Raw genomic sequence first — 19,338 nt, forward strand, 5'->3', positions numbered from 1 at the left:
GGGTTGAGCAAGCATTTTGCGGGTGGGGCGCAGGTGAAAACTGTGCAGGCCACTTCGCGGGCAAGCCCGCCCCCCACAGGCATTGCACATTCTTCGAACAGTGTAAAGCCTGTGGGAGCGGACCGGGATTTGCTCGCCGCTGGAGAAGCGGACGGATCCCAGCGATGAAAGGCAACCACCTGTGTACGCATGCAGACGAGCACAGCATCCGCCATCAGGCAGGCACTGTGAAGGCACGCGTTATCGGGCAGTTACAGTAGTGCGGGGAAAGGGTTATTGGCGATTGGCACTGCTGGCCGGCCATTGTTCAAGTTCGGCACAGGGCGGGGTCAGGAACATGTCCGACTGAAACCGAATCCCGCAACTGTAATCGATGAAGGCAGGCGCGTTCTCGGCGGCGGCAATATTGTATTTCTGGAACGGCAACATGGCCCTGCGCACCGGCGACTGGTTGAGAATATTCTTGAATACCATGCTGGTGTCATCGGCAATCCACAGCCGACGGACTTTTCTTTTCATGTTGCCGTCAGTGAACTGGTGGCGTGCGTGCAATACTCGCAAGTTGTCCATGACCAGGATTTCGCCGGGTTCCAGGCTAATGTTGGTGATGTAGTCCGGGTTGGTTGAATATTTATCCTGGATATACTGGAAGGCGGAACTGGCCCATTCCGGACTGAACGCAGTGCTGTCATAGCGGTAGCGAATACGCAGTTTGTTCTCGTTGACCTTTTCGAAGACAGAACAATCGATCGACAGCAGGTCATCACGGCAGTACGTGACACTGCCACTGGTCATCAGGATCTTCAGGATGTCGGGATGATTCACCAGCAGGTCATTATAAATGCGTTGCCCATCCACCAGGAAGTTGTCACCGCCAAACTGCGGTTTGGAAACGCACTGCAGAATGACGTATTTGGGCGGGGTAATCTTCCTGGCAACCCCATCGATATACGCCATGCCATTGAGGAACGAGCCATCCGTATGGGGATAGAAGTCGCTCGACAGTTCGCCGTGGTAGTCGTCCCTGAACGCTTGCCAGTCCTTGTTGATCGGATCGCCGCCGCCGACCACGCCAGTCTTGTCGGATTTGGTATGGAACTGGATCAGGCCGAACCGGCCTGCCACCGCGCGAAAGGCCTCGAGCGAATCGTCCTCGGGGTTGATTACGCAATATCCATGTTCATGAAGAAAAGTCGAGATCCCCTGGGTGTCCTTGGAATCAAACTTTTTACGCGCGATCATTTCAAACTCCTTGTTTGAATGGATGAAGCTCAGACGTTTTGAATAAAGTGGTCCAAAATCATTTTCAAACCGAAGAACGTCACCCCGGCTTTAAGCAGGATGGCGCCAACACGTTGCGATATTCGATTTCGAAGAAAGCCGCCCAGGTAGGAACCGGCGATGGAGGCGGTGATCATGATGATGATCAACTGGGCATAGTCCATGAAGGCGAAGCCGGCAAAGACAAAGGCAGCTACTTTCAGGCCGTGCAATACACTCATCTGCATGGCGTGGGTGACGATGACCTGATCCTTGTTGATGTTCATCCTCATCAGGATCGGTTGGGAAATAAGCCCGGTGACGGCAACGAACAGTGATAGAAACGTTTGCAGGAAGCCAACGATGGCAAAGTTTTTCAGGACAAAGCCGAGCGAGGCGACCAGCTTGGTCCAGGTAATCGCCAGGATGAAGATGCCGAGAATCAACGACAGGTACTTTTCCGGGAAATGCCCAATGAAGAAGTAACCGATGGCTGCCCCTGAAAGGCAGCCGATGACATAACGCGGGAGAATCTCGATTTTTGCGTGCTTGTAATCGAAGGCGAAGCGGCTGCCGTTGCTGACCATCTGAATCAGGCCATGCACCGGCACAACGGCAGAAATGGGCAGGAACTGCGGCATGACTGCCAATAGGCCAATCCCGCCGCCTACGCCGATAGCGGCAGTCATCAAAGAAGTTAGAAAGCTGACGCCCACCAAAACATATAGGCCAGCGGATAGTTCAAACATTGTCACTCCTGTCTGATTGACATGAATTCAAGCGGGCACTTCTGTACCGCAGTTGCTCGTTGCTGTTTGTGGCGCGCACGCAGCCACCCGACGGCGCACGGCGCGCCATCGGCTGTCGATGATTGGTTGATAGCGGGTATGTCAGCGCCTGGCTTTCAGTGCCGAGCAGCGCCTTTACGCAGCGGGTGCGCTATTTTTCCGGCAGCGCCCAGGCAATGATGCTGTCACCCAGCTTGGTCGGAATCCGGTCATGCCCGCCGACCACGGCAACAACGTACTGCCGCCCTTCGCTCATGTAGGTCAGGGGCGAAGCCTGGTTGCCGGCCGGTAGGCGCTCCTCCCACAGCAATTCACCACTTTCGCTGTTGTAGGCGCGCATGAAACGGTCGATGGCAGCGCCAATGAAGGTCACGCCTCCTGCTGTAGCCACGCCAGTGGCGTCGCTCGGTGTGCCGATTTCGAAGCGCAGTTTCGAGGCGATGCCCAAGGGCCCACTGTCATAGCCGGTGCCGAACGGGCGGCTCCAGCGCACTTCACGTGTGCGCAGGTCGATAGCGGAGATGAACCCCCAGGGTGGTGCGATGCACGGCTGTTCCAGCGCTGACATCCATGGGTCCTTGATTGCCCCGAACGGCAGACCGGCCTGGACGCGGAACCCCTGGTTATTGCCCGGCGACTCCTGGAACGACTTGGCATTGATCGCATCGAGCTGCTCCCGTGGAACCAGCCCCTGCATGTACGGCAGCCGCTGGTTGTTGATGATCAGCAGGCCTCGTTGCAGGTCCACCATCACCCCGCCCCAGTTCAGGCCGCCGTGATGGCCGGGGAAGATCAGGCTTTGCTGGCCGACCACCGGTGGCGTAAAGATCCCTTCGTAACGCGCCTGGCGAAACTCGATGCGGCATTGCAACTGATCGAACGGCGTCAGGCCCCAGGCATTGGTTTCGTTCAGCACTTCCGGGGTTTTCGATGGGCGGCCCATGGTGCTCGGCATGCCCGGTGACAGCGGCTGCGTGGCCGCGGTGTAGTCCCCAGGGGCCGTGCCTTGCGGGACGGCAGCCTGCACGACATCGACCAGCGGTTCGCCGGTGGCGCGGTCGAGGACGAACAACTGGCCTGATTTGGTGGCTTGAATGACTGCCGGGCGTGGGCCGCTGCTCGTGGGGAAATCGATCAGCGCCGGTTGTGGGCTCAGGTCGTAGTCCCAGAGGTCGTGATGGACGGTCTGGAAATGCCATTTGACCTTGCCGGTGAGCGCATCCAGGGCCACCAGTGAAGAGCTGAACTTGTCTTCCTGTTCGGTACGTGTACCGCCATAGAAGTCGCCTGCAGCATTGCCGGTGGTGATGTAGACCAGCCCCAGTTCGTCGTCGGCGGAAATCGGCGCCCATGAGTTGGGCGTGCTGAGCGTATAGGTTTCATCGGCGTCGGCAGGCGCAGTGCTGTCGGGGCGACCGAGGTCCCAGGCCCACTTCTGTTTGCCGCTGACTGCGTCGTAGGCGCGAACCACACCTGACGGCGCCGGGCGCACATCCGAGTCAAGCACCCGGCCACCGGTAATGACCACACCGCGGATTACCAATGGTGCAGAAGTGATGCCGGTGGAGCCTTTGCGGAACGTGCCCAGGCCGTCCTTGAGGTCGGCAAAGCCTGCCGTGCCGAAATCTGGGCAGGCCTGCCCGGTGAGCGCATCAACTGCACCCAGGCGGATGTCGTTGGTGCCCCAGATGATGCGTTTGGCGCACAGGCCACTGGCATTGGGTACTTCGTAGTACGAGACACCACGGCAATAGGCACCACCGTTGGCGAAATAGTCCGGGTCGACTTTCGAGTCGTAGCGCCAGTTCTCTTTGCCGGTAGTGGCGCTCAACGAAATGATGATTTGCTTGGGCGTGCAGGTATACAGCGAGTCGCCAACCTTGATTGGCGTGGCCTCGTTCAGATACTTGGTTTTTTCGCCAGGCTGTTTCACATCGCCATGATGATACTCCCAGGCCTTGACCAGGCCGGAAACGTTGCTTGGGGTAATCTGCGCCGCAGCGGAATAGTGGTTGCCGAGGTTGGAGCCGGCATAGGCGGTCCAGTTGGTCTTGTCGTGCGACGCGGCGACATTGGCGTCCGGTGAGGTCACCGTACTGCGGCTGAAGGGTTGCTGTGTATGCGCGGTGATAGCGGGCGAGTCGGCCAGGTGAACGGTGTTGGGGAAGAACAGCGGTGTCAGGATGGTGGCCGCCATCAGCAGCGGCAGCCCCCCCATGATGCTGAAATACAGTGCCTTGTTGACTTTGGCAAAGTCGCGCCGGACAAGAGGCCAGAAGGCCAGAAAGATCACACTGAGAAGTACCAGCCATGCCAGACGTGGGATATAGGCCCAGCCGTTGTAGCCGGATTCCCAGATTGCCCAGCCGTAGGTGGCCAGGGATGCTGCACCGTAGAGATAGATGCCGAGCGACTTCTTCAGGCCCATGAGTGCGGCTGACAGCAGCAATGCGGTACCCATCATTGCGTAGTAAGGCGAGCCGCCGGCACTGACCAGCGTGCTTCCCTGACAGGCCAGCGTCAGGCCAAGCAGGGCCAGCAGAATCGTGTACACCCCGAACAGCAGGCTGGAGACCCCCGTCCCGTTAGCCAACGTTCCTTGTTTCATTGCAATCATCCCTGTGTGATTCGGTGCCACAGTGCGTCCGAGCGGCGCGCATAATTGCTTATTCTTTCAATGAAATACAATAAGTGGCGCGAAATTTACTCCTGGCGCTGAATCTCAGGGTTGTTTTGTATCTTGCGTGAAAAGAAGGCAATGTCTAAGCTGCCTTCCCTGATCTGAACGCGCGGGTAATGAAAGGTAGGCGGGGGAAGGGGTTACGCCTGCTGGCTTTCCAGCAAGGCATCCTGACGGGTCTTGAGCCGGCCGACTTCGTCCAGATGTTTCCAGAGAAACTGAGCGGCTTCTTCACGCCGACCGGACTCGATCAAGTCGAGCAGGTGCAGGTGCTCCAGGCATTGCGTCATCAGGCGACTGCGGTCGACGTTGGCTTTGTAGCTCATGAAGCGTCTGAGCTGGTTTTGCCGGCGTATGGCATCTATGAAGAAGAGATTGCCCGAGCACTGCACGATCATTTCGTGAAACTGGGCGCCAATTTCGAACAGTTGGGCACGTGACAGCTGGTGAATTTCGCCGTCGAGCATGGCCTGCTGTTGCTCTCGGGCTTTGGCAAATGCGGCCTGGTTGACCTTGTAGCCTGGCTCGCGCAGTGCGGCCGGCTCGATGGCCATGCGGAAGCGGTAGCTCTGGATGTGGGTCTGGGCGTTGTGTACGAATTCGTTAAGGCTCCAGCCTTGCCCGGGCTTGCGCTCGACCATGGCTTCGCTGGCCAGCCGGTTGAGGACCTTGAGCAGTTGCCCGCGGGGCACGGAGTAGCGTCGCAGTAATTGGGCCTCAAAGAATTCGGCAGGGACTTCCCCGCTGAGGATGTCGTCCACCACGCGCAGGTAGAAGTCTTCGAATGGGTCGCAGGTGGGCGGTACAGTGGTTTCCTGGATCTGCCCGGCGTCCTGTTTCAGAAAGTAGCCGCGATTGGGCTCCTGCACCGCGATGTTCCACTCGGCGAGCAGGGCAAATACCCTGCGAATGGGGGAGCGGGAGACATCGAAGGCTTGGGCGAAGGTCTGCTCGCGCAATGGCTCGCCGGCCTTCATCGACCGGGCGCGGATCATCTCGATGACGCGAGGGGCCAACTGCAGGGCGAGATCTTTCTTTATCACAGGCTGTATTCCGAATGGTTATCTTCAGTCGATCCAGCAGATTCGGGTCGGACTGGGGGCAGGAAAATACCACACACGGATGGATCTATACGCATGCTCAAATTCAATGCTCATCTCGGCTTCCAGTTCAATGAACTGCCTTTTCTGCAGCGTATCGAAGCCGCTGCCGCCGCCGGATTTCGTGCGGTGGAATTCCCGTCGCCCTATGAATTCGATGCGAGTTTGTTGGCTGATCAACTGGCGCAATATGGGTTGCCATTGGTCCAGTTCGCTGCGCCGGCTGGCGTTTCCAAGGGTATTGCCGCGGTGGCAGGCAAGGAGCCCGAGTTCCGTGACGGGTTACGCCAGGCCGTCAGCTATGCCCGCGCACTGGCGTGTGCGGATGTGCACCTGATGTCCGGGGTAACCCACGAGGATGGCGCCGACAAGGTGTATGCGAGCAACCTGGACTATGCCGTGAAGTATTTTGAAGACCAGGGGCTGCGGCCATTGATCGAGGTGATCTGCACGCAGGCAATGCCGGGGTATTACATGTCCGACTTCGGCAAGGCGCAGCGGGTGCTGGAGGCGCATCCCGGTATGGGGCTGATCCTTGATCTTTATCATGCACAGTTGCTGACCGGAAATGCTGCCGATGTGCTGGCGCAGTTCTTTGAGCGGACAGTGCATGTGCAGGTGGCCGACTGCCCGGGGCGGCATCAGCCGGGGACGGGGCAGATGGATGTTGCAGGGTTGCTGGCGGCGCTGGAGCAGCGCGGGTATGCAGGGTGGGTTGGATGTGAGTATCGGCCTACGGGTGCCACTGTAGATAGCCTTGGCTGGCTTGATCGGTACGTTTCCTGAAAATACGGCGTCCTGGCCCCTCGCATGCCCCGAAAAAAAATCCGATACCAGAGGACTGGCATCGGATTTTCGAAGAGCCCCGGCGTGGCGCCGGGGTTCTGTCTCAAGGCTGGATGACTCAGGCCTTGAAGATCTTGCCTTCGAACTGTTCGGCAACGAAGGCCCAGTTGACCAGGTTCCAGAACGCCTCGACGTACTTCGGACGCAGGTTGCGGTAGTCGATGTAGTAAGCGTGTTCCCAGACGTCGCAGGTCAGCAGCGGGGTGTCGCCGCTGGTCAGCGGGCAGCCGGCGCCGATGGTGCTGGCCAGGGCCAGGGAACCGTCAGCCTTCTTCACCAGCCAGCCCCAGCCGGAGCCGAAGGTGCCAACCGAAGTCTTGGTGAACTCTTCCTTGAACTTGTCGAAGGAACCAAAGGCGGCATTGATGGCGTCAGCCAGGGCACCGGTCGGTTGGCCACCGGCGTTTGGTGCCAGGCAGTTCCAGTAGAAGGTGTGGTTCCAGACTTGAGCGGCGTTGTTGAAGATGCCGCCCGAAGAGCTCTTGACGATCTCTTCCAGGGTCTTGCCTTCGAATTCGGTGCCTGGGACCAGGTTGTTCAGGTTCACGACATAGGTGTTGTGGTGCTTGTCGTGGTGATACTCCAGGGTTTCCTTGGAGATGTGCGGCTGCAGGGCATCGTGGGCGTACGGCAGCGGCGGCAATTCAAAAGCCATGGTGGATCTCCTGATTCAGGTCTGTTTGCGGTTTGCGCAAGGCCGATCACGGGCGGCCCGATGAGCGTCGGCGAGGTTGTACTCTTTGCGACGCAAGGGCTGGATCATAGCACCGGGCCCGGCGCATAACCACGCAACAAAGATAGGGAATAGAGGTTCCGGAGCGGTTGGGCAGTGCCGACCGGTGGTCTCTGGTTTTGCCTGCCAGGGCCTCATCGCCGGCAAGCCCCACAGGGATACACCAGGCCTGGGGTCGGTGATATCCCTGTGGGGGCTGGCTTGCCGGCGATAGGGCCGTTCAGGTCAGTTGAAGATCAACTGCGCCGCCACCGCGAACATCATCACCGCCACCATCAGGTCGAGCATGCGCCAGGTCGCCGGCCGGGCCAGCCACGGTGCCAGCCAGGCCGCGCCGAGCGCCAGGGTCGAGAACCACAGCAGCGAGGCACTGGCGGCGCCGGCCACGTAGGCACCAGGCGCAGTCTGCTGGGCGCCCAGCGAGCCGATCAGCAACACTGTGTCGAGGTACACGTGCGGGTTCAGCAGGGTCACTGCCAGGGCACTGAGCAGCACGGCACGGCGCGAGCGCATGCCTTGGCCTTGCTGGTGCTGCAGGCTCTGCCTGGCGCAGGCGCTGCGCAAAGCCTTGGCGCCGTACCAGAGCAGGAACACCGCGCCGCCCCAGCGAGCCACCGCCAGCAAGGTCGGGTTGTGCGCCAGCACTGTTGCCAGGCCGAACACCCCGGCTGCCACCAGGATGGCGTCACAAATGATGCACAGTGCCGCCACTGGCAGGTGATGCTCGCGGCGCAAGCTCTGGGCGAGGACGAAGGCGTTCTGTGCACCGATGGCCATGATCAGGCCGAAGGCCACGAGCATGCCGTTGAGATAGCTTTGCCACATGGCGTGCTCTCCAGAAATGAATTGCCGTAAAAGATGCTGGCCATTGTGATGAATCACGCTGTATAAGAAAAACAAATAGAGCTGATCCGTCATTAGGAAAATCGATGTTCGACTACAAACTGCTGGCCGCCCTCGCCGCGGTGATCGAACAGGGTGGTTTCGAACGTGCGGCGCAGGTGCTGGGCTTGTCGCAGTCGGCCATCTCCCAGCGCATCAAGCTGCTCGAGGCGCGGGTCGGCCAGCCGGTGCTGGTGCGTGCCACACCGCCCAGCCCGACCGAAGTCGGCCGCCAGTTGCTCAATCATGTGCAGCAGGTGCGCCTGCTCGAACGCGACCTGCAGCGCCAGGTGCCGGCGCTGGACGAGGAGGGCATGCCGGAGCGCCTGCGCATCGCCCTCAACGCCGACAGCCTGGCCACTTGGTGGGCCAGAGCGGTGGGCAACTTCTGCGCACAGCAGAACGTGCTGACCGACCTGGTGGTGGAAGACCAGGAAGTGGGCCTGAAACGCATGCGTGCGGGCGAAGTGGCGGCCTGCCTGTGTGGCAGCGAGCGGCCGGTGGCCGGGGCGCGCAGCCTGCCACTGGGCGCCATGCGCTACCGGGCGCTGGCCAGCCCCGGGTTCATGGCGCGGCATTTTCCCCAGGGCTTCGCCGCCAGCCGCCTGGCCCGTACCCCGGCGATCGTGTACGGTCCGGACGACTTCCTGCAGCACCGCTACCTGGCATCGCTGGGCATCGAGGACGGCTTCCTGCACCACTTGTGCCCGTCGTCCGAAGGCTTCCTGCGCATGACCGAAGCCGGTCTGGGCTGGGGCCTGGTGCCCGAACTGCAGGCTCGCGAGCAACTGGCCAGCGGCCAGTTGGTGGAAATCTGCAGCGATACCCCCATCGATGTGCCGCTGTACTGGCATCATTGGCGCAATGGCGGGCAGCTGCTCGCGCAACTGACCGACCACCTGCGGCACACCGCACAGCAATGGCTGGTGCCCTTGTAGCCACGGCTGGCGTCAGTTGCATCTGAAATCTGGCAAGACGGAGTCTTACATGCGAATTCTGGTCACCGGCGCGAGTGGCTTCATTGGCGGGCGCTTTGCGCGCTTTGCCCTGGAGCAGGGCCTGGACGTGCGGGTCAGCGGCCGTCGAGCCGAAGGGGTCGAGCACCTGGTCAAGCGCGGCGCCCAGTTCATCCCTGGCGACCTGGGGGATGCCGAGCTGGCCCGCCGCCTGTGCCAGGGCATCGAGGCGGTGGTGCACTGCGCTGGCGCGGTGGGCAACTGGGGGCGCTATCAGGACTTCTACCAAGGCAACGTGGTGGTCACCGAAAACGTCGTCGAGGGCTGTTTGAAGGAGCACGTACGACGCCTGGTGCACCTGTCGTCGCCGTCGATCTACTTCAATGGCTGCTCGCGCCTGGACATCCGTGAAGAGCAGGTGCCGCGCCGCTTCCACGACCACTACGGGCAGACCAAGTACATGGCCGAGCAGAAAGTGTTCGGTGCCCAGGAGTTCGGCCTCGAGGTGCTGGCGCTGCGCCCGCGCTTCGTCACCGGCGCCGGCGATGCCAGTATCTTCCCGCGGTTGATGCAGATGCAGCGCAAAGGTCGCGTGGCGATCATCGGCAACGGCCTGAACAAAGTCGATTTCACCAGTATGCACAACCTCAACGAAGCGCTGCTCAGCGCCCTGTTCGCCGACGACCGGGCGCTGGGCCAGGCCTACAACATCAGCAACGGCCAGCCGCTGCCGCTGTGGGACGTGGTCAACTACGTAATGCGTCAGATGCAGCTGCCGCAAGTTACCCGTTACCGTTCCTACGGTCTGGCCTACAGCCTGGCCGCGCTGAACGAGGCGGCCTGCATGTTGTGGCCGGGGCGACCGCAACCGACCCTGTCGCGCCTCGGGATGCAGGTGATGAGCCGCGATTTCACCCTGGATATCAGCCGCGCCCGGCAGTACCTGGACTACCAGCCCAAGGTCAGCCTGTGGACGGCGCTGGATGAATTCTGTGCCTGGTGGAAGCATCTGCCGCCGGGGCAGTGAAACCGTCGGGCCGACAATGGACATCAACGCACCGCGCTGGCGGTTTATACTCGTGCCTCTTTGCGACTACCGCGGTTGAATGTATCCATGCGTAACCATGCTCACGATGACTACGATGACGTGCCTACCCTGCGGGCCGGCACCCCTGACGATGACGAACTGATGCCGGCGCATGTGGTGCGCAGCCGCCAGAAAGCCGCTCGCGGTGCCAGCACGGCGCCGCTGTGGGCATTGCTCGGGGCCTCGTTCATCGCCTTGGCGGGCCTTGGCTGGTGGAGCTTCCAGCAGATCTCGCTGATGGAGCAGCAACTGGTGGCGACTCAGGAAAGCTTTGCCCGCATCAGCGAAGAGGCGGCCGGGCGCCTGCAGGCGATCAGTGGTAAGGTGGCAGCCAGCGAGTCCGGCGCCACTACCAACAGCGAGGCGCTGAAGCTGCAGCTACGCCAGTTGCAGAAGGGTGTGGCCGGGCAGACCGGCGACCTGGGCAAGCGCCTGGAGCAGGTGCTGGCCGATACCCGTGAACAGCAGAAGGCCGTGACCGAGCTGCAAAGCCAGTTGCAGGCGCAGTTGAAGCTGGTGAATGGCGAGCTGGCTGCGTTGCGCTCGGGCCAGGTCGATGGTGGCAAGCTGGATACCCAGTTCAAGGGCCTGAACGAACAGGTTGCTGCGCTGAAGGCCACGCAGGTGGATGGCGCCAAGCTGGAAGGGCAGCTCAAGAGCCTGGGCAGCGAGGTGGCGGCGCTGAAGAAGCAGGGTAACCCGAGCGCGGCCATCCAGGACCTGGAGCAGGACATCCTGGTGCTCAAGAGCCAGATCGACAACCGCCCGGCTGCTTCGTCGGCGGGTGGTGCTTCGGTGCAGGAATTCGACGCCTTCCGGGCGCAGACGACCCGCAACCTGAATACCTTGCAGAGCCAGATCCAGAACCTGCAGCAGCAGATCAACGCCCGGCCCTGAGATCACCTGAGCCTTCTTCGCGGGCTTGCCCGCGAATGGCCCTCAATCACAACCGCGGATAGTCGATATACCCCACCGGCCCCTTGCCATAGAAAGTCTCCGGTCGTGCCTCGTTCAACGGCGCATCCGCCGCCAGCCGCGCCGGCAGGTCGGGGTTGGCGATGAACGGCACGCCAAACGCTACGGCGTCGGCCTTGCCACTGGCCAGGGCCGCATTGGCACTGGCCTTGTCAAACCGCTCATTGACAATGTACGGGCCACCAAATGCTTCTTTGATCAGGGGGCCGATGCTGTCATCGGCTTGCTTTTCCCGCGAGCAGATGAAGGCAATGCCCCGCTTGCCCAGTTCTCGGGCCACGTAGGTAAAGGTTTCGGCACGGTCGGCATCGCCCATGTCATGGGCATCGGCACGCGGCGCCAGATGCACGCCCACGCGGTTCGCGCCCCATACCGCGATGGCCGCATCGGTCACCTCAAGCAGCAGGCGCGCACGGTTTTCCAGCGAGCCGCCGTAGCGGTCGGTACGCTGGTTGGTGCTGCTCTGCAGGAACTGGTCGAGCAGGTAACCGTTGGCAGCGTGGATCTCCACGCCATCGAAACCGGCCGCCTTGGCATTCTCGGCACCGCTGCGGTAGGCCTCGACGATGTCGATGATTTCTTCGGTTTCCAGCGCGCGCGGGGTGGGGTAGTCACTGAGCGGGCGCACCAGGCTTACATGGCCCTTGGGCTGGATCGCGCTGGGGGCCACCGGCAGTTCACCGTTCAGGTAGCTGGGGTGGGAGATGCGGCCAACGTGCCACAGTTGCAGGAAGATGCGCCCGCCGGCGGCATGCACGGCCTTGGTCACATTGTTCCAGCCACGTACCTGCTCGTCGTTCCAGATACCGGGGGTATCCGGATAGCCGACGCCCATGGCGCTGACCGAGGTTGCCTCGCTGAGAATCAGCCCGGCGCTGGCGCGTTGCACGTAATACTCGGCCATCAGCGCGTTGGGCACGCGGCCTTCGTCGGCCCGGCAGCGGGTGAGCGGGGCCATGATGATGCGGTTGGGCAGTTGCAGGTCGCCCAGGGTGATTGGATCGAAAAGCGTGGTCATGACGGTTACCTGCCTGTTCAGAGTGCTTGGCGCAGTTGTTCGAGAAACGCCTGGATGGTGGCTTCGTTGCGTTTGAAGAAGTGCCATTGGCCGATCTTCTGGCTGCTGATAAGTCCGGCGCGCTGCAGGGTGGCCAGGTGGGCGGAGACGGTTGACTGCGACAGGCCGCAGCGTTGGTCGATCTGCCCGGCACACACACCGTTCTCGGTGCTGTGGTACTGGTCGGGAAATTGCGTTGCCGGGTCCTTCAGCCAGCTGAGGATTTCTCGCCTGACCGGGTGGGCCAGCGCTTTGATGATTTCGTCGAGATCGAGAGGCATGGGTTGAGGCTCGTTGTAGCGGTATATCGCGATGGGGCGAAATATAAATCGTGGTTTCTCGATATACAAATATGAAGAGGTTCTGAGCTGAGTGCCAATCGTTATATCGCGTTATGACGATATACGGGTCGGTAGTGTTAGACTGCGCTCATGAACTACCTCGCACACCTGCACTTGGGCGGCCCAGCGCCGCAACAGCTGCTTGGCAGCCTGTATGGTGACTTCGTCAAAGGCTCGCTGGAAGGGCGCTTCCCGCCTGCGCTGGAGGCGGCCATCCGTCTGCACCGGCATATCGACAGCTATACCGACCAGCACCCGTTGGTGCTGGCGGCACTGGCGCGCTTCCCACGGCAACGGCGGCGTTTTGCCGGCATCGTTCTGGATGTGTTTTTCGACCATTGCCTGGCGCGGCATTGGCGGGATTATGCCGAGCAACCGCTGCAGCAGTTCACCGGGGAGTTTTATCGGGTGTTGCTCGCGGAGCCCGAGTTGCCGGGGCGGCTGGCGCGGATTGCGCCGTTCATGGCGGCGGATGACTGGTTGGGGGCCTATGGCGATTTTGCCACGCTGGAACAGGTGTTCAACGGCATTGCCCGGCGCTTGTCGCGGCCGGAGGGGATGGTTGGGGTGATGGGTGAGCTTGAGCGGCTGTATGAGCCTTTGCTGGCGGACTTCAGGGCGTTTTATCCGCAGTTGCAGGTGTTTGCAGCGGCTGGCCGGTTGTCTGACAGTTAGTCCTGCGCCAGCTTCTTCGCGGGTGAACCCGCTCCCACAGGTACAGCGCCATCTTCCCCTGTGGGAGCGGGTTTACCCGCGAAGAGGCCGGTACTGGCAGTGCAATAGTTCAGGCTGCCCGCGCCTGCCGCCGTGACGCCAGCTCAACCTCTTCAACCCCGAACAACGCCAGGTGAATCGCCTGCTGCGCCTGCAATGCCAGCACCGCTCGCTCCTTGCCCACAGTGCCGATCGGCTGCAGCAGGTTAATGCAAACCTCGCCTCGCGGCTGGGCAAACAGGCGCATCAGGTGCGACACCAGGTCATCATCACCGATGAACGGCGCAATCGGGTCGATCTGCCCATCGCGCAGGTACTGGATGGCAACCGGTTGCACCGCCACGCCACGGTCGATGGCGCCCGCCAGCAGGCGGCCATGGAAGGTGCGCAGGGTGCGGCCGCTGGTGGTTGTGCCTTCCGGGAAGATCAGCAACGGTCGGGAACGGCCCAGTTGCCCGGCGATCTGTTCACGCAGGCGCTGGCTGTCGCCCCCGCCACGGCGGATGAACAGGGTGCCGGCCTTTTCCGCCAGCCAGCCGGCCACCGGCCAGTGGCGCACCTCGGCCTTGGACAGGAACGACAGCGGCAGCAGCATGCCGAGTAGGGGGATATCGGTCCAGGACACATGGTTGCTGACCCACAGCATCGGCCGTTGCGGCAGCTCGCCGACTACCCGCACATCGAAGGGCAGGGCCGCGACCAGGCGCTTCATGAACAGGCAGGTCCAGCGTTGGCGGCGCTCGATGGACGCCTTGAACCCCAGGCGTTCGCCCAGGGCGATCACGCTGGCCATCAACGTGCCCAGCAGCAGTACCAGCAGCAGTCGAGACAGGCGGGCCAGTACCCGCAACTTCGGCATCAGACCGCTGCCTTGAAGTGGCGGGCATAGCGCGGGCACAGCTCGTCGCGCTTGAGCAGGATGAACACGTCGGCCACCTGGAAGTCTTCGTCCCAGCACGGCTCGCCGCAGATCTTCGCGCCCAGGCGCATGTACGCCTTGAGCAGCGGTGGCATTTCGGCGATGACGTTGTTTGGCAGGGCCAGTTTGGGCAGCGGGTTCTTCGGTTCGGCACGCAGGTGCTCGGTGCACAGGTAGCGGTCACGCAGGCGCTGCATCACCGCGTGGGCCTGCACCCCGCCATCCTGCATGGGGATACTGGCGCAGCCCATCAGGTAGCTGTAGCGGCCTTCGTTGAGCACTTCGGCCAGTTCGCCCCAAAGTACGGCAATGGTGCCGCCGTTGCGGTAGTCGGGGGCTACGCAGGTGCGGCCCAGCTCGAGGATCGGGCCCTGCAATTGCAACAGGCCATGCAGGCTGAATTCTTCTTCGCTATAGAAGCGGCCCAGGCTGCTGGCGGCCTGATGGTCGAGCAGGCGGGTGGTGGCAACCAGTTCACCGGTGCTCAGGTCGCGTACGCCAATATGGCGGCAGTGCACGTCATAGGCGTCCATGTCCAGGCCTTGTTCGGCACCTTTGAGCCTGGCCTTGAATTCGGCGCTGAACACTTTGTAGCGCAGGGCCTGGGCTTCTTGCAGGGCCGCGGCGCCAACCAGGCGTTCGGCTTGCAGACGGCGTTCGGTGCTGTTGTCGCCAGCGTGAGCGATCCGAGTCATTACGAGTCTCCATAAGCCAGCCATGAAGGGTTGCGGCCGGTCGGCTTTGTTGTGCAAAGTCAGCCTAGGTAGACCGGGTGTCACCCCTGTGAATCTTTGGTGATGCTTGCGTGACACCCCTTGAGTCTTAACTGAAATCCCCTCAGCAAGGAGCCGACCGATGGCCTGGCTGCAACGACTCAACGACCCGCTTCGCCAAGCGCTGACGGGCACCCTGGGCGAAACCTATGCCGTGCTGCTCGAGCGCCTGGGCCCGGTTGCCCCGTTTGAGCTGGCGGTGCTCGGTGGGCGCGCGATGGCCACCCCGGGCCTGGCTTTTCTGGTCGGCTACCAGGCCGCCTTGCGCGTGCTGTGGCCCAGTGCTCCACCCAGCCTTGGTGCCCTGTGTGCCACCGAACGGCGCAGCGTGCGACCGGCTGACATGCGCACGCGCCTGGACGGCTTGCGGCTGAGCGGCAGCAAGGACTTCGTCACTGCGGGCCTGGAGGCGGAGTGGCTGCTGGTGGCCGCGCGCAGCGAGGCGGCGGGGGCGGCGCCGCAGTTGAACCTGGCGGTGGTCTACCCCGGGGAGCCAGGGGTGACGCTGGAAGCGCTGCCTACCCTGCCGCTGATGCCGGAGGTGGGCCATGGGCGACTGGTGCTGGAGCAGGCTGCATGCGAGTTGCTGGCTGGTGATGGTTGGGATGCCTATGTGAAGCCGTTCCGTTCGCTGGAGGACCTGTATGTGCTTACGGCGTTGACGGCCTGGTTGTATGGCGTGGGGCAGGCGTGCGCCTGGCCGCAGGCCCTGCGCCTGCAGTTGCTTGGGCTGCTGGCCGGGTGTGCCGAGGGTAGCCGGCAGTGTGCCGATAGCGTTGGCTGCCACTTGTTGCTGGGGGGATTGTTTGCACAGTTCCAGGCGCTGCGGGGGGAGATCGACGCCGCGTTGGCGGCGGGGCCGGCGCATTGGGCGCAGATCTGGCAGCGTGACCAGGGGGTGATGGCGCTGGCGGCAGCGGCGCGGGAGAAGCGGCTGAACAAGGCGTGGGCTGCTGCGGGATTGTCATGAGTGGCCGGTAGGCTTGTGTGAACCGATGAATCCCGGGGCTGCAAAGCAGCCCCATAAAGGCGATCACGATGAAAGCACTGTGGGTCATTCTGACGCTGGTTACGGGTTGCGCCTGGGCCGAGGACTGGCCAGAACCCGACTGGTCTACCAACCCTGCCCCCCTCGACTGGCAAGCCGTCGACGCCTACGCCTTTCCCGCCCGCACTGCCGCGCGCAGCGGCATCCGCACCGACGCGCTGCTGATCATTCGCGACGGTCGCATTCTCCACGAACGCTACGCCCCTCCGACCAGTGCTGCCACCGCGCACCTTACCTGGTCGATCAGCAAGAGCGTCCTTGCCACTTTACTGGGTGTAGCCCAGAGCGAAGGCCGCTTCCAGCTGCAGGACCCGGTCGTCCGCTTCTACCCGGCCATGCATACCCATCCTGACGTGCGCATGGCCGACCTGCTGCATTGGGCCAGCGGTCTGAACTGGCAGGAAGACTACGAGTTCGCCCCGCTCAAGTCCTCGGTGGTGGCCATGCTGTATACCCGTGGCCGCGCGGACATGGCGGCCTATACGGCAGCGCGGGAAACGGTGGCCAGCCCAGGCCGACGGTTTCTCTATTCCAGTGGCGACAGCAACCTGCTGGCCGCCGCGCTGCGCGGCATGCTTGATGCCGGTCAGTACCCCGACTACCCCTGGCATGCGTTGTTCACCCCTTTGGGGATCGACAGTGCGGTATGGGAGCGTGACCGGGCGGGTACCTACGTGGGGTCGTCCTACCTGTACCTCAGCGCGCGCGACCTGGCGCGCATCGGCCTGCTGATGCAGCGCGACGGGCGCTGGCAGGATCGGCAATTGCTGCCCAAGTCCTGGGTGGCCTTCAACCGCACGCCGTTCGCCGAGGCCGAAGCGGTGCCCGGCGAGGCTAACCCCGGCGGCCACTGGTGGCTCAACCAGCCGCTGGCCGACGCTGCCCGGCCTTGGCCGAGTGCGCCTGCAGACACCTATGCAGCCCTTGGCCACTGGGGGCAGGCGCTGTACGTGTTGCCCGCGCAAAAGCTGGTGATCGTGCGTTATGCCGATGACCGTGACGGCAGCTACCAGCACGACGAACTACTCAAGCGGATACTGGCGGCGCTGGCCGGGGAGGGGGCATGAAGCGGGTAGTGCTGCTGGTGTTGCTGGGACTGGTGTACTGGGCCTGGCACGAGCGTCAGGCCCTGGCGGACTTTCCCGGCATCCTTTCGGCCTACTCGGCCAAGGAATATTGCTCGTGCCGCTTCGTCATGGGTTTCGAGCCGGCGTATTGCCAAGGCTACGTGAAGCAATGGCTGCCGCTGAGCCTGCTGGAGGAAGACAGCCAACAGCGGCACGTCACCGCCGAAGGCCTGGGCCGACGCAACCAGGCCGCCTGGCACGGCCCGCGCGAGGGCTGCCGCTTGCTGCCGTGAAGGCGGGCGGGTAAGGTTGGCGGCCTGGTTTCACGAGATCTGTCATGTTCAAGCTGCCCCGCCTGCTGCCCGCCTTGTTGCTGGCTTTTTGCCTGCCCGCCCACGCCAACTGGCACCTCGATGGCGAGTCTTCGCGCCTTTCGTTCATTACCGGCAAGAACGGTAACACCGCCGAAGTGCACCGCTTTCTGGTGCTGCATGGCACAGTCGACCGCAAGGGCGTTGCCGGCCTGAGCATCGAGATGGACTCGGTGAGCAGTGGCATTCCGTTGCGGGACGAACGCATGCGCGAGGACCTGTTCGAGGTCGAGCGCTTTGCCGAAGCCAAGGTGCAGGCGCAACTGGACCTGCGGCCAATCAACGACCTGGCCAACGGTGCCCAGATCGAGCTGCGCCTGCCGCTGACCGTGACCTTGCATGGCCAGTCGCACAGCTACAACGCCTTGCTGCTGGCCACCCGCCTGGACGAGCGACGCTTCCAGGTGGTGACCCTCGAGCCGCTGGTGCTACGCGCCGAGGATTTCGGCCTGCTGCCAGGCTTGCAACGCCTGCGCAAGTTCGCCGGGCTCAAGTCCATCAACCCATCGGTGCCGGTTAGCGCGGTGCTGATCTTCACCGCCCGCTGACATGCCAGGGCCGGTCTTTCCCTGGCGGGATGGCAACCAGTTCGAACTGTTGATTGACGGCCCCGAGTTTTTTCCGCGCATGCTCCTGGCGATCATGCGCGCCGAGTTCCAGGTCGACCTGGAGCTGTACCTGGTCGAGGCCGGTGACTGCGCGGATGCGGTGGTCGAAGCACTGGAGCAGGCCGCTCGACGCGGCGTGCGGGTGCGCTGTCTGTTCGACGACTATGGCTCGCTGGCGTTCAACAGCAAGTTGCGTCAGCGCCTGCTGCACGCAGGTGTGTACCTGCGCTGGTACAACCGCCTGCGCTGGAAGCGTGGCCTGCGCAACCTGTACCGCGATCACCGCAAGCTGCTGCTGGTGGATGAGCGCTGGGCCGTGGTGGGCGGCACGGGCGTCACCGACGAGTTCTGGACGCCGGGCGAGGCGACCAGTGAATGGCACGAGGTGATGGTGCAGATGCAGGGGCCGGTGGTGAACGACTGGCAGTTGCTGTTCGACCGCCAGTGGCACGCCAACAACCGTCGTACCGCCTGGCGCCCCGCCGAGGGCTTTGGCCTGCCGCGCCTGCCCAAGGTACCTGCGCAGGGGCAGGGCATGGGCCGGGTGGCCTATGCCGACGCCCGCCAGCACCAGGACATCCTGCATTCGCTGGTGCGGGCGATCAACAGCGGCAAGCAGCGAGTGTGGCTGGCTACACCTTACTTCCTGCCGACCTGGAGCGTGCGCCGGTCGCTGCGCCGGGCTGCCGGCAAGGGCGTCGATGTGCGGCTGCTGCTGACCGGGCCGCGCACCGATCACCCCTCGGTACGTTACGCCGGGCATCGCTATTACCCGCGTTTGCTGCGCGCCGGGGTGCGCATCTACGAGTACCAGCCGTGTTTCCTGCACCTGAAAATGGTGCTGATCGACGACTGGGTCAGTATCGGCTCGTGCAACTTCGATCACTGGAACCTGCGTTTCAACCTCGAGGCCAATATCGAGGCACTCGACCCGCCCCTTACGGCTGCCGTGCAGGCCAGCTTCGAGCGTGATTTCGCCTTGAGCGAGGTGGTTGACCTCGGCCATTGGAATGCGCGGCCGCTGTGGCGTCGGGTGAAGCAGCGGGTGTGGGGCTGGCTGGACCGGTTGGTGGTCAACCTGCTCGACCGTCGCGACTGAGAGCGGCTATCGTGCAGTGATTGGCTCAAGGCAA

Annotated in this window: 20 protein-coding genes; 10 read left to right on the forward strand and 10 right to left on the reverse strand. The window is 62.7% G+C overall.

The window, feature by feature from the left end; translation table 11 throughout:
* Window positions 1–273 precede the first annotated feature (273 nt).
* The 4 genes from FQ664_RS07435 to FQ664_RS07450 all read right to left on the reverse strand — a co-directional run bounded on the left by FQ664_RS07435 (window position 274) and on the right by FQ664_RS07450 (window position 5,771).
* Window positions 274–1,242 carry a TauD/TfdA family dioxygenase gene (locus tag FQ664_RS07435; protein WP_144171236.1) on the reverse strand — a complete coding sequence of 323 codons (969 nt, stop codon included), beginning with the start codon at window positions 1,240–1,242 and terminating at the stop codon, window positions 274–276.
* Window positions 1,243–1,271: 29 nt separating this feature from the next.
* Window positions 1,272–2,009: a TSUP family transporter gene (locus tag FQ664_RS07440; protein WP_144171238.1), complete on the reverse strand. Its 738-nt coding sequence runs from the start codon at window positions 2,007–2,009 to the stop codon at window positions 1,272–1,274.
* Between the two features lie 190 nt (window positions 2,010–2,199).
* Window positions 2,200–4,656, reverse strand: a complete 2,457-nt coding sequence (locus FQ664_RS07445; RefSeq protein WP_144171240.1) for a membrane-bound PQQ-dependent dehydrogenase, glucose/quinate/shikimate family — start codon at window positions 4,654–4,656, stop codon at window positions 2,200–2,202.
* Between the two features lie 212 nt (window positions 4,657–4,868).
* Window positions 4,869–5,771 carry a GntR family transcriptional regulator gene (locus FQ664_RS07450; RefSeq protein ID WP_015271681.1) on the reverse strand — a complete coding sequence of 301 codons (903 nt, stop codon included), beginning with the start codon at window positions 5,769–5,771 and terminating at the stop codon, window positions 4,869–4,871.
* 93 nt (window positions 5,772–5,864) lie between these two features.
* Here FQ664_RS07450 and FQ664_RS07455 point away from each other — a divergent pair, with 93 nt between their 5' ends.
* Complete coding sequence (locus FQ664_RS07455; protein WP_054573318.1) at window positions 5,865–6,614, forward strand: hydroxypyruvate isomerase family protein; 750 nt, start codon at window positions 5,865–5,867, stop codon at window positions 6,612–6,614.
* A 118-nt stretch (window positions 6,615–6,732) separates the two neighbouring features.
* Here the strand turns inward: FQ664_RS07455 and FQ664_RS07460 are convergent, their stop codons facing one another.
* Complete coding sequence (locus tag FQ664_RS07460) at window positions 6,733–7,329, reverse strand: superoxide dismutase (protein WP_144171242.1); 597 nt, start codon at window positions 7,327–7,329, stop codon at window positions 6,733–6,735.
* Window positions 7,330–7,632: 303 nt separating this feature from the next.
* A complete protein-coding gene (locus tag FQ664_RS07465) occupies window positions 7,633–8,232 on the reverse strand; it encodes a LysE/ArgO family amino acid transporter (RefSeq protein WP_144171244.1) in 600 nt (199 codons plus the stop codon).
* Window positions 8,233–8,336: 104 nt separating this feature from the next.
* Here FQ664_RS07465 and FQ664_RS07470 point away from each other — a divergent pair, with 104 nt between their 5' ends.
* The 3 genes from FQ664_RS07470 to FQ664_RS07480 all read left to right on the forward strand — a co-directional run bounded on the left by FQ664_RS07470 (window position 8,337) and on the right by FQ664_RS07480 (window position 11,229).
* Window positions 8,337–9,227 carry a LysR family transcriptional regulator ArgP gene (locus tag FQ664_RS07470; protein ID WP_144171246.1) on the forward strand — a complete coding sequence of 297 codons (891 nt, stop codon included), beginning with the start codon at window positions 8,337–8,339 and terminating at the stop codon, window positions 9,225–9,227.
* Window positions 9,228–9,276: 49 nt separating this feature from the next.
* Window positions 9,277–10,272: an NAD-dependent epimerase/dehydratase family protein gene (locus tag FQ664_RS07475; RefSeq protein WP_144171248.1), complete on the forward strand. Its 996-nt coding sequence runs from the start codon at window positions 9,277–9,279 to the stop codon at window positions 10,270–10,272.
* 87 nt (window positions 10,273–10,359) lie between these two features.
* Window positions 10,360–11,229 carry an ATPase gene (locus FQ664_RS07480; protein ID WP_144171250.1) on the forward strand — a complete coding sequence of 290 codons (870 nt, stop codon included), beginning with the start codon at window positions 10,360–10,362 and terminating at the stop codon, window positions 11,227–11,229.
* 46 nt (window positions 11,230–11,275) lie between these two features.
* Here FQ664_RS07480 and FQ664_RS07485 read toward each other — a convergent pair whose 3' ends face one another.
* Window positions 11,276–12,325, reverse strand: coding sequence for an alkene reductase (locus FQ664_RS07485; RefSeq protein ID WP_144171252.1), 1,050 nt, complete (start codon window positions 12,323–12,325; stop codon window positions 11,276–11,278).
* A gap of 17 nt (window positions 12,326–12,342) precedes the next feature.
* The gene (locus FQ664_RS07490) at window positions 12,343–12,645 is read right to left on the reverse strand and encodes an ArsR/SmtB family transcription factor (protein ID WP_003258229.1); all 303 of its coding nucleotides are present in this window, start codon (window positions 12,643–12,645) and stop codon (window positions 12,343–12,345) included.
* A 150-nt stretch (window positions 12,646–12,795) separates the two neighbouring features.
* Here FQ664_RS07490 and FQ664_RS07495 point away from each other — a divergent pair, with 150 nt between their 5' ends.
* Window positions 12,796–13,380: an acyl carrier protein phosphodiesterase gene (locus tag FQ664_RS07495; RefSeq protein ID WP_144171254.1), complete on the forward strand. Its 585-nt coding sequence runs from the start codon at window positions 12,796–12,798 to the stop codon at window positions 13,378–13,380.
* Window positions 13,381–13,489: 109 nt separating this feature from the next.
* Here the strand turns inward: FQ664_RS07495 and FQ664_RS07505 are convergent, their stop codons facing one another.
* Both FQ664_RS07505 and olsB read right to left on the reverse strand, forming a co-directional pair.
* On the reverse strand, window positions 13,490–14,278 hold the full coding sequence (locus FQ664_RS07505) for a lysophospholipid acyltransferase family protein (RefSeq protein ID WP_144171256.1): 789 nt from the start codon (window positions 14,276–14,278) through the stop codon (window positions 13,490–13,492).
* Window positions 14,278–15,033, reverse strand: a complete 756-nt coding sequence (olsB, locus tag FQ664_RS07510; RefSeq protein ID WP_144171258.1) for an L-ornithine N(alpha)-acyltransferase — start codon at window positions 15,031–15,033, stop codon at window positions 14,278–14,280. Before olsB ends, FQ664_RS07505 begins: the two co-directional genes overlap by 1 nt.
* A 160-nt stretch (window positions 15,034–15,193) precedes the next feature.
* Between olsB and FQ664_RS07515 the strand changes: the two genes are divergently transcribed.
* The 5 genes from FQ664_RS07515 (at window position 15,194) to FQ664_RS07535 (ending at window position 19,304) form a co-directional block, all read left to right on the forward strand.
* On the forward strand, window positions 15,194–16,081 hold the full coding sequence (locus tag FQ664_RS07515) for an acyl-CoA dehydrogenase middle domain-containing protein (RefSeq protein ID WP_144171260.1): 888 nt from the start codon (window positions 15,194–15,196) through the stop codon (window positions 16,079–16,081).
* Between the two features lie 68 nt (window positions 16,082–16,149).
* Window positions 16,150–17,226 carry a serine hydrolase domain-containing protein gene (locus FQ664_RS07520; RefSeq protein ID WP_144171263.1) on the forward strand — a complete coding sequence of 359 codons (1,077 nt, stop codon included), beginning with the start codon at window positions 16,150–16,152 and terminating at the stop codon, window positions 17,224–17,226.
* Entirely contained in the window at window positions 17,223–17,519 is a 297-nt protein-coding gene (locus FQ664_RS07525; RefSeq protein ID WP_144171265.1) for an amidase, read from the forward strand. The genes FQ664_RS07520 and FQ664_RS07525 overlap by 4 nt, the downstream gene beginning before the upstream one ends.
* A gap of 44 nt (window positions 17,520–17,563) precedes the next feature.
* Window positions 17,564–18,145, forward strand: coding sequence for a YceI family protein (locus FQ664_RS07530; protein ID WP_013974065.1), 582 nt, complete (start codon window positions 17,564–17,566; stop codon window positions 18,143–18,145).
* A 1-nt stretch (window position 18,146) separates the two neighbouring features.
* Window positions 18,147–19,304 (forward strand): phospholipase D-like domain-containing protein, encoded by a 1,158-nt coding sequence (locus tag FQ664_RS07535; RefSeq protein WP_144171266.1) that lies wholly within the window; start codon window positions 18,147–18,149, stop codon window positions 19,302–19,304.
* Window positions 19,305–19,338: the final 34 nt, after the last annotated feature.

It is taken from the genome of Pseudomonas persica, assembly GCF_900291015.1.
Classification (GTDB): domain Bacteria; phylum Pseudomonadota; class Gammaproteobacteria; order Pseudomonadales; family Pseudomonadaceae; genus Aquipseudomonas.

Coding starts and splice junctions, on each gene's coding strand:
- FQ664_RS07475 (WP_144171248.1), top strand. CDS start 9,277: ATGCGAATTCTGGTCACCGGCGCGAGTGGCTTCATTGGCGGGCGCTTT.
- olsB (WP_144171258.1), bottom strand. CDS start 15,033: ATGACTCGGATCGCTCACGCTGGCGACAACAGCACCGAACGCCGTCTG.
- FQ664_RS07435 (WP_144171236.1), bottom strand. CDS start 1,242: ATGATCGCGCGTAAAAAGTTTGATTCCAAGGACACCCAGGGGATCTCG.
- FQ664_RS07460 (WP_144171242.1), bottom strand. CDS start 7,329: ATGGCTTTTGAATTGCCGCCGCTGCCGTACGCCCACGATGCCCTGCAG.
- FQ664_RS07505 (WP_144171256.1), bottom strand. CDS start 14,278: ATGCCGAAGTTGCGGGTACTGGCCCGCCTGTCTCGACTGCTGCTGGTA.
- FQ664_RS07535 (WP_144171266.1), top strand. CDS start 18,147: ATGCCAGGGCCGGTCTTTCCCTGGCGGGATGGCAACCAGTTCGAACTG.
- FQ664_RS07485 (WP_144171252.1), bottom strand. CDS start 12,325: ATGACCACGCTTTTCGATCCAATCACCCTGGGCGACCTGCAACTGCCC.
- FQ664_RS07515 (WP_144171260.1), top strand. CDS start 15,194: ATGGCCTGGCTGCAACGACTCAACGACCCGCTTCGCCAAGCGCTGACG.
- FQ664_RS07520 (WP_144171263.1), top strand. CDS start 16,150: ATGAAAGCACTGTGGGTCATTCTGACGCTGGTTACGGGTTGCGCCTGG.
- FQ664_RS07490 (WP_003258229.1), bottom strand. CDS start 12,645: ATGCCTCTCGATCTCGACGAAATCATCAAAGCGCTGGCCCACCCGGTC.
- FQ664_RS07455 (WP_054573318.1), top strand. CDS start 5,865: ATGCTCAAATTCAATGCTCATCTCGGCTTCCAGTTCAATGAACTGCCT.
- FQ664_RS07440 (WP_144171238.1), bottom strand. CDS start 2,009: ATGTTTGAACTATCCGCTGGCCTATATGTTTTGGTGGGCGTCAGCTTT.
- FQ664_RS07465 (WP_144171244.1), bottom strand. CDS start 8,232: ATGTGGCAAAGCTATCTCAACGGCATGCTCGTGGCCTTCGGCCTGATC.
- FQ664_RS07525 (WP_144171265.1), top strand. CDS start 17,223: ATGAAGCGGGTAGTGCTGCTGGTGTTGCTGGGACTGGTGTACTGGGCC.
- FQ664_RS07530 (WP_013974065.1), top strand. CDS start 17,564: ATGTTCAAGCTGCCCCGCCTGCTGCCCGCCTTGTTGCTGGCTTTTTGC.
- FQ664_RS07470 (WP_144171246.1), top strand. CDS start 8,337: ATGTTCGACTACAAACTGCTGGCCGCCCTCGCCGCGGTGATCGAACAG.
- FQ664_RS07445 (WP_144171240.1), bottom strand. CDS start 4,656: ATGAAACAAGGAACGTTGGCTAACGGGACGGGGGTCTCCAGCCTGCTG.
- FQ664_RS07480 (WP_144171250.1), top strand. CDS start 10,360: ATGCGTAACCATGCTCACGATGACTACGATGACGTGCCTACCCTGCGG.
- FQ664_RS07495 (WP_144171254.1), top strand. CDS start 12,796: ATGAACTACCTCGCACACCTGCACTTGGGCGGCCCAGCGCCGCAACAG.